Source organism: Micromonospora sp. D75 (genome assembly GCF_018070405.1).
Lineage (GTDB): Bacteria > Actinomycetota > Actinomycetes > Mycobacteriales > Micromonosporaceae > Micromonospora > Micromonospora chalcea.
In genome coordinates, this window is record NZ_JAGPXV010000610.1 from 1 (window position 1) to 3,582 (window position 3,582).

The 3,582-nt window shown below is 76.8% G+C and carries 3 protein-coding genes; all 3 read left to right on the top strand.

Features of this window, described 5'->3' with window-relative positions:
• The first annotated feature begins 8 nt into the window (after positions 1 to 8).
• Positions 9 to 425 carry a RidA family protein gene (locus KBX39_RS26400; protein ID WP_247660615.1) on the top strand — a complete coding sequence of 139 codons (417 nt, stop codon included), beginning with the start codon at positions 9 to 11 and terminating at the stop codon, positions 423 to 425.
• Positions 426 to 548: 123 nt separating this feature from the next.
• Positions 549 to 1,343 carry an MBL fold metallo-hydrolase gene (locus tag KBX39_RS26405; RefSeq protein WP_069088219.1) on the top strand — a complete coding sequence of 265 codons (795 nt, stop codon included), beginning with the start codon at positions 549 to 551 and terminating at the stop codon, positions 1,341 to 1,343.
• A partial coding sequence (locus KBX39_RS26410) for an adenylate/guanylate cyclase domain-containing protein (RefSeq protein ID WP_210873044.1) occupies positions 1,340 to 3,582 on the top strand: 2,243 nt, incomplete at its 3' end. The genes KBX39_RS26405 and KBX39_RS26410, both read left to right, overlap by 4 nt.

The window sequence follows — 3,582 nt, forward strand, 5'->3', positions numbered from 1 at the left end:
GCCTCGCGCTGCCCGAGGTGGTGCCGCCGGTGGCCAGCTACGTGCCGGCCGTCCAGTCCGGGCAGCACGTCTACGTCTCCGGCCAGCTGCCGATGGCCGAGGGTAAGCTGCTCGCCACCGGCAAGGTCGGCAACGGCGTCTCCGCCGAGCAGGCGAAGGACCTGGCGCAGCGGTGCGCGCTGAACGCGCTGGCCGCGATCGACGCGCTGGTCGGGCTGGAGAACGTGGTGAAGGTCGTGAAGCTGACCGGCTTCGTGGCCAGCGCGCCCGGTTTCACCGGCCAGCCCGGTGTGATCAACGGTGCCTCGGATCTGTTCGGCGCCGTGTTCGGCGAGGCCGGCCGCCACGCCCGCAGCGCGGTGGGCGTGGCCGAACTCCCCCTGGACGCCCCGGTAGAGGTAGAGGTCATCGTCGAGGTCGTCTGACCCGCCCCGCCGAGCCCGCGATCTTGCGGTTACCGCCCTGGCAGAAGCCCCAGACGGGGACAAACCAGCGGCGGGAACTGCAAGATCGCGGGGAGTGGCCGGGGGAGTCGTACGATCGCTGCCATGGGTGGGCGTGTGACCGGGGCCGCTGGGGCGCTTGCAGATGGGCTGCCGGGGTGGGTGACGCTGTTGCGCGCGCCCAATCCGGGGCCGATGACGCTCGACGGGACCAACACGTGGGTGCTGCGGGCCGGGCCGGACGCGCCGGCCCTGGTGGTCGACCCGGGCCCCGCCGACGAGGGGCACCTCGCCGCGATCGCGGCCCAGGGGCCGATCGGCGCGGTGCTGATCACGCACGGGCACCCCGACCACACCGAGGGCGCGCCCCGGCTGCGTGAGCTGCTCGACGGCGTACCCGTGCTCGCCGCCGACCCGGCCCACACCGCCGGCGGTGACCCGCTCACCGCCGACACGCGCCTCGACCTGGGGCTCGACCTGCGGCTGCTGCCCACCCCCGGGCACACCGCCGACTCGGTCTGCCTCCTCGCCGAGCACGACGGCGATCGGGTGGTGCTGACCGGCGACACGATCCTCGGGCGGGGCACCACCGTGGTGGCCCACCCCGACGGGCACCTCGGCGACTATTTGTCGAGCCTGGAACTGCTCTCCACGTACCGGGAGGTCCCGGTGCTCCCGGGCCACGGCCCGGCGCTCGCCGACTGCGGCGCGGCGGCCGACTTCTACCTGGCCCACCGGCGGGCCCGGCTGGACCAGGTGCGCGCCGCCGTGGCCGCGGGCGCCACCACCGCGCCCGAGGTGGTCGCCGTGGTCTACGCCGACGTCGACAGGTCGCTGTGGTGGGCCGCCGAGTGGTCCGTCCGCGCCCAGCTCGAACACCTCGGAGTGGAGCAGCCGTGACCTGCCCGGTGTGCGGGACGGTAGCGGTACCCGGGGCGCGGTTCTGTCACAACTGCGGCGCGGCGCTGCCGGCCGCCGCCACGCTGCCCGCCGCCGAACGCCGCGTGGTGACAGTGCTCTTCGGTGACCTGTCCGACTTCACCTCCTGGTCGGAGGACCTGGACCCGGAACGGGTCGGCGCGGTCACCGACCGGGTGCTCGCCGCCCTCGCGGGCGCGGTCAAGACGTTCGGCGGCCACGTCGACAAGCTCACCGGCGACGGGATCATGGCGGTCTTCGGCGCGCCGGTCGCCCACGAGGACGACGCCGAGCGGGCGGTCCGCGCGGCGCTGTCCATGCAGCGCGCGGTGCGGCGGGTGCTCGACGACGAGCGGGGCGGCGGCGCGCCGCTGGGCCTGCGCGTCGGCCTCAACACCGGGGACGTGATCGCGGGCATCCAGGCGGCGATCGAGTACACGGTCATCGGCGACACGGTGAACACCGCCGCGCGGCTCGCCGACGCCGCCGCGGTCGGCGCGGTCTACGCCGGGGCGCGCACCTCCGCCGCCACCCGGCACGTCGCCTCCTGGCGGGCGCTGCGCCCGCTGCGGCTCAAGGGCAAGCGGGAGCCGGTCGAGGCGTACGAGCTGCTGGGCCTGCTGGACGCGCCCGGCACCCGGTCCGGTCTCGGCGACGAGGCGCCGTTCGTGGGCCGGGAGACCGAAATCGGCCGGGTCGCCGGCCGGCTCGCCGAGGTGATCGACCGGGGCGAGCCCCGGGTGCTGCTGATGACCGCCGAGGCGGGCATCGGCAAGTCCCGGTTCGCGGCCGAGGTGGAACGCCTCGCCGCCGGATACGACGTCGGCGCCGGCCGGTACGCCGCGCACACCGGCGCCCGGGTGCTGTCGGTGCGGTGCGCCGCGTTCGGCGAGCGCCGCCGCCTGGCCCCGCTGGCCGACCTGGTCCGCGCCGCCGTCGGCCTGCCCGGCGACGCGGCCACCGCCGTCACCCGCCCGGCCGTCGAGGAGCGGCTGCGCCGCCTCGGCCAGCGCCTGTCCCGGCTCCCCGGCGACCCGCCACCGATCGCCGTGGACCAGCTCCTGGCCCTGCTCGGGTACGCCGAACTGCCGCCCGCCACGGAGAACGGTGAGTGGAACGCGGCCGGGCCGCCACCGGACGACGAAGCCGTGCCGACCGCTGTCGCGGACCTGCTCACCGCGCTCGCCGTGGAGGCGCCGCTGGTGATCGTGGTGGACGACCTGCACGACGCCACGGCCGAGACGCTCAAGGCGTTGGCGCTGACCCTCAACCGGCTCAGCGGGCCGGTGCTCGTGCTGCTGCTCGGCCGTCCCGAGCTGGTACGGACCGCCGGCGCGCTGACCCGGGTCGCGGACGCCGAGGTGCACGCGCTGCCGCCGCTGCGCGGCGCGGACGCCTCCCGGCTGCTCACCAGCTACCTCGCCGGTGGCCGCATGCCCCAGGCCGACACGGACCGGCTGCTCGCCACCGCCCAGGGCAACCCGTTCTACCTGGCCGAACTCGTGACGCTGCTGATGGAGCGCGGCGCGCTGACCGCCGGGCCGGGCCGCGGCGCGGACGTCGGCTGGCGTCTCGCGCCCGGCTCGCTCGGCAGCCGGCTGCTCTCCCGGGACCTGGCCGCGGTGCTCGCGGCGCGTATCGACGCGCTGCCGCCGGATGCCCGCTCGGCGCTGCGCGACGCCGCGGTGGTGGGCGACACAGTGCCCGCCGGTGCGCTGGAGGCGCTGCGCGAGCAGCGGCTCGGGCAGGACGGCCGGCCCGCCGCGGTGGCCGCCGTCGAGCTGGACCGGGCCGTGGAGGAGCTGCTGCAACGCCGCATGCTGCACCGCACCCGCACCGGGTTCGCCTTCGCCACCCCGCTCATGCGGGAGGCCGCGTACGCCGGGGTGAGCAAGGCCGAGCTGGCCGAACGGCACGCGGCGCTGGCCCGCTGGGCCGCGCCGGAGAGCGTGGACGGGACGGGCGGCGCCCCGGCGGGCGCCTTCACCGAGGCCGCCCGGGACGACTTCGTCGCCGAGCACGTCGAGCGGGCCACAGCGCTCGCCGACGCGGTCAAGCTGCGCCCGGACGCGCCGGCCCGGGCGGTCACCCCGCTGGGCGTGGCCGCGCTGGGCCGGGCCGCCCGCCGGTCACTGCGGTCGGGGGAGCCGGCTCTCGCGGTCGAGTACGCCGAACGCGCGGCCGAGCTGGCCCGCGACGGTGTACCGCCGGCGGACCGGGT

Coding starts and splice junctions, on each gene's coding strand:
- KBX39_RS26405 (WP_069088219.1), top strand. CDS start 549: ATGGGTGGGCGTGTGACCGGGGCCGCTGGGGCGCTTGCAGATGGGCTG.